Here is a 5,037-nt window from a genome sequence, read left to right as displayed (position 1 = left end):
TCTCCGCCATTTCCGTGAAAGAGTGGACTGGAGGGCGAAAATGACGTTCGAGGAGCGGATCGAGTTGTTGCTTCAGTCGATTGAATCGCACGATCGGTAGAACGGTGAGAATGCCAGCCAGATCGCGGAGTTGAAGGACGCGATTTCGAAGCTAGTCAGACTCAGTAACGAGGATGCAACGACGATTCAAGCTCTGGCGTATCGCTGAGTCGCACGATCGACGAATTTCCGGGATAGAACGTTATCTAAATCGGTCGCAAGCCGTGAAGCGCGAGTCGCCGGTTCAGAAGGTTTCGGTCAAGATAAGCCCGCGCTTTGAGAAGACACTGAAGAGCTTCTCTCAAATCTGAAATCCTTTTCGTAGGAAGAGGGTTTCAAGCGCCGCAGGCGTTTGCGCAAACTTTTTTCGACTCTGAGCCGCAAGTCTATAATTGTCTACCCGGCATGACTAAACATTTACTTCTTGCGAGTTTCTTTACCGCGTGCGTGTTGCAGGCGGACCCGAGCGGCGCGGTGCATTGCGGGCGATTGCTCGATGTGCGCAGCGGGACTTATGTGGCTGACGCTCTTGTCGTGTTCCAGAACGGAGTGGTTACGTCTGTCGGTCCGGCGTCGCGGGTTTCGCTGCCGGCCGGCGTGACGCCTGTCGACTTATCGGGCGCGGTGTGCCTGCCGGGGTTGATCGATGTGCATGATCACCTGACGGCGAATCCGGAGCACGCGGGTTATCAGAGCCTGGGAATCTCGGTGCCCAGGCAGGCGCTGACCGGCGCGGCGAATGCCCGCAAGACGTTGATGGCCGGTTTTACGGGCGTGCGGAACGTGGGCGCGGCGGGGTTCACCGATGTCGCGCTGCGTGATGCGATCAACGCCGGGGATGTACCGGGTCCGCGCATGTTCGTGTCCGGTCCGCCGCTGGGGATTACTGGAGGCCACTGCGATGAGGACTTGCTGGCGCCGGAATTTCACTTCCGGGCGGACGGCGTGGCGGATGGTCCGTGGGCGGCGCGGGCCAAGGTACGGGAGAACATCAAGTACGGAGTAGATCTAATCAAGGTATGCGCGTCGGGCGGTGTGCTATCGAAAGGCGACTTACCGGGAGCACCGCAGTATACCTTCGAAGAGTTACAGGCGATCGCGGACGAAGCGCATAAGTTGGGGCGCAAGGTAGCGGCGCACGCGCATGGGACGCAATCCATTAAAGACTCGATTCGCGCGGGGATCGATTCGATTGAGCATTCGAGCTTGATTGATGACGAAGGGATTGCGCTGGCGAAACAGCATGGCACTTACCTGGTCTTCGATATCTATAACGACGACTACATTCTGAAAGAAGGGTTGAAGGCGGGGATGCTGCCGGAATCGATCGAGAAGGAGAAAGGGATCGGTAAGTTGCAGCGGCAGAATTTCCGGCATGCCTACCTTTCGGGGACGAAGATGGCGTTCGGGACGGATGGCGGGGTTTATCCGCATGGGGATAATGCGCGGCAATTCGCCATTATGGTCGAGTACGGGATGAAACCGCTGGAGGCGATCCAGGCGGCGACAGTGAATGCGGCCGACTTAGTGGGCTGGGCGGGAAAGGCGGGAGTGGTTGCGCCCGGCAGTTATGCGGATCTGATCGCGGTTAATGGGGATCCGCTAGAGGATGTGAAGGTGCTGGAGCGGGTGCGGTTTGTGATGAAGGGCGGGGAGGTTTACCGGAATGAGCAACAGCCAGTATTGGCCGCCGCTGGACGCAGGTAAACGGCGATGAAGACAGAGAAACTGGAGTCAGACGCGTAGGGCGGCGTTGGGATCAATGCGGGCGGCGCGGCTTGCCGGGATATAGCTGGCGGCCGATCCGACGATCAGGAACAGCAGGGCGATAGCGGCGAAGGTAAGTGGGTCGGTCGGGCTTACCTGGAACAGGAGGGCCGAAATGACACGCGTTAGAGCAACGGCGCCGCTAAGTCCGAGGATGACTCCTGATAGAGCAAGGACAAATCCCTCGCCAACGATGAGGCGAAGGATATCGCCCTGTTGGGCGCCCAAGGCTCGGCGGATCCCGACTTCCTGAACGCGCTGCGCTACCGAGTATGCGATGACTCCGTAGATGCCGAGGAGCGCGAGTAACAACGCGAAACCGGCGAATGATCCTAATAAGATGACTAATAACCGCTCTTGGCCCACCTGTGCGTCGACGCGCTGCTCCATGGTTTGCACATCGGTTAGAGCTTGATCTTTGTCAAGCGTCGCCATCTGCTGACGAATGGCTCTGGTAAAGGACAAAGGATCGCCGGCGGTGCGGACGGCGAGCATGGCGAACGGCGGCGGACTTTGCCCGAAGGGAACGTAGATGCTCTGTTTCCAGTCATTGCGGTCGTCGACGCTTTGATGCACATCGGCAACGACTCCGACGATTTCGGCGGACTTCAGGTTGACGCCGCCGATTAGGAGACGATGTCCAACCGGGTTCTGACCGTCGGGCCAGAAGCGGCGGGCGAGGGCTTCGTCAATGACGGCGATGCGCTGTTGGTTCGTTGCGTCCTGCTCGTTGAACTCACGGCCGCCTCTTAGTGGAATTTGGAGAGTGCGAAAGTAAGTCGGCGAGACAGGAAGTATTTTGGCGATCAGACGTTCGTTCAGAGGCAGTTCCGGTTTGTCTGCATCCTGGACCGGAGTTCCCGCGTAACTCATCATCGGTAAGGACATCGCGACGGTCGCGCTTTGAACACCGGGGAGTACCGCGAGGCGGCGGGTTAGTTCTTCGAGGAAGAAGGCTTTCTTCTGGTCGGTATCGTAGCGGATGGTGGGCAAGCTAATACTAGCTGTCACGAGATGGTTCGGGTTAAATCCCAATGCGACGCCGCGAAGGTGCGTGACGCTTTCGAGTAGTAATGCCGCGCCGATCAGTAAGATGACGGAGAGCGCGATCTGGGCGACCGATAAGAGACCGCGGACGTACGATCTTCGCTGGCCGCCTTTGCTGAAACCTTCTCCGGTCGTTCGCAAGACGTGCATTAGATCGGGTCGCGATCCACTTAGGGAGGGAACTAATCCGAATAAGATGCCGGTGGTAAGCGAGAGCGCGGCGGCGAACGCGAGAACCGCCCAGTCCAGATGGATTTCGGTTGCGCGAGGCAGTTGGAACCCCGTGATGCCTGGAATGGCGTGCAGGGCGAAGGCGGCGAGGAGGATGCCGGGTACGCCGCCCGCCGCCGCGAGAAGAATACTCTCGGCGAGAAGCTGCCGGACCAGGCGTGTGCGAGACGCACCCAGGGCCGAGCGCACGGCGAACTCGCGCGTGCGGGATAGGGCGCGAGTCAGGAGTAGATTGGCGACGTTCGCGCAGGCGATTGTTAGTACGAAGCCGACGGCGCCGAAGAGCATCCAGAGCATCGATCGGACATGCGATACAACTTCCTCTTTCATTGCGGAGACTTCGCCCGGTATCTTCGGTTCGGCGTCGAGCATGGCCGGGTGCGCCATGGCGTAGCGCTGGCGGATGACCTTCATTTCGGCGTTCGCATGCTCGAAGGTGACGCCGGGTTTGAGACGGCCGAACACGGTGAGGAACGGGCTGAGCGCCCGCGACTTCTCGGCAAAGAGCGGAGATTCCGAGGGCGTCGTCATCCAGACATCGATACCCGGACCGGGAAATGAGAAGTGTGGCGGAAGGATGCCGATGATCGTGTACGAGGAGCCGCCGAGAGTCATCGGGCGGTCGACCGCATCCGGATTACTGCCGAAGAGGCGCTGCCATAATTCGGCGCTGATCATGACGACGGGTTTGCCGCCGCGCGTGTCTTCCTCGGGTCGAAACGCGCGACCGGCCAAGGGAGCGACGCCAAGAATTTGCAGGAAATTGGCCGATATGCGCTCTCCTTTCAGGACCTCGGGTTCGGTCGCGCCGGAGTAAGTGAGATTCTCCACTCCGGAAAAGGCGACCAGCCCCGTGAAGGATTGCGCTTGGGCTTTCATCTCTTCGAATCGCGTTGGCGTGGCGCCTCCCGAGAGGTAAACGAGCCGGTCGGGATCTCGGAACTGGAGGGGATTGAGGAGCACGGCGCGGATCACCGTGAACATGGCGGTATTGCCGCCGATGGCGAGCGCCAGCGTGAGGACGGCAGTGACGACGAAGAGGGGGCTCTTGCGAAGGTTTTTTAACGCGTACAGGAGATCTTGCGAGGCGATTCCCACTGACCAAAGCATATCCCGCGCTGTGTACCGGGCCGTTCATCTTCGCCTTGTGTTCGCCTTCAAAAAATGATAGTCTCCGGATTGTCGCGACACGCGAACGAGAGGAGAAAGAACGCTGTGACGATCGCAGAAAGATTGCTGCCCGAATTCGAAGGGGAGATGAAGAAGACGCGCAAGATGCTGGAACTTGTGCCGGAAGGAAAGATGGACTTCAAGCCGCATGCGAAGTCGATGCCGCTGGGCAAGCTGGCCGGTCATGTGGCGGAGTTGCCGTCCTGGGGGAAATCGACGTTTTCCCTGACGGTGCTGGAAATGGGGCCGGATTATAAGCCGTTCGATCCGCAGACTCCCGCGGAGATTCTGGCGGAGTTCGAGAAGCATGTACCTGAAGCCAGGGAATGGCTGACTAAGGCTACCGACGAAGATATGGATGTGAACTGGCAGTTTCAGTGGGGTGGACAGACGATCATTTCGCAGCCGAGGTACGAGGTGTATCGGGAGTGGGTGATCGATCATCTGGTGCATCACCGGGCGCAGTTAGGTGTGTATCTGCGGTTGTTGGATATCAAAATTCCGGGGTGTTATGGGCCTTCCGCGGATGAGATGTGATTTCTTCGGAGTGTAGGCTGGCTGCGACCGCTCCGTCGCCGTCGCGGCTCGGTAACGATGGCGCGGCGGATCGTGATGTTGGCGGGCGTGGGTGAATCGCCCGCCGGAGTCGTTGGACTCGGGCGGGCTGTTAGTTAGTCGCCGAAGCTACCGACTTCTTCGCGAGCTTCTTCCTTAGCAGCAGGCGCAGTCGCGATCAGGTTACCGAGCGGGACGAAGCCTTCCTGCGGCGGTTTCTCGCCAAGC

At 59.3% G+C, this 5,037-nt stretch carries 3 protein-coding genes; 2 read left to right on the top strand and 1 reads right to left on the bottom strand.

Annotation, left to right across the window (positions count from 1 at the left end; all coding sequences use genetic code 11):
* The first annotated feature begins 444 nt into the window (after window positions 1–444).
* On the top strand, window positions 445–1,746 hold the full coding sequence (locus H1Y01_RS04420; protein WP_180539062.1) for a Xaa-Pro dipeptidase: 1,302 nt from the start codon (window positions 445–447) through the stop codon (window positions 1,744–1,746).
* Window positions 1,747–1,773: 27 nt separating this feature from the next.
* Here H1Y01_RS04420 and H1Y01_RS04415 read toward each other — a convergent pair whose 3' ends face one another.
* Complete coding sequence (locus tag H1Y01_RS04415) at window positions 1,774–4,194, bottom strand: ABC transporter permease (RefSeq protein ID WP_180539061.1); 2,421 nt, start codon at window positions 4,192–4,194, stop codon at window positions 1,774–1,776.
* 105 nt (window positions 4,195–4,299) lie between these two features.
* Between H1Y01_RS04415 and H1Y01_RS04410 the strand changes: the two genes are divergently transcribed.
* On the top strand, window positions 4,300–4,791 hold the full coding sequence (locus tag H1Y01_RS04410; protein ID WP_180539060.1) for a DinB family protein: 492 nt from the start codon (window positions 4,300–4,302) through the stop codon (window positions 4,789–4,791).
* Window positions 4,792–5,037: the final 246 nt, after the last annotated feature.

It is taken from the genome of Nevskia soli, assembly GCF_903970205.1.
Classification (GTDB): domain Bacteria; phylum Acidobacteriota; class Terriglobia; order Bryobacterales; family Bryobacteraceae; genus Bog-113.
The sequence above is the reverse complement of the archived record's forward strand: the minus strand, read 5'-3'. Positions and strand labels throughout refer to the sequence as shown.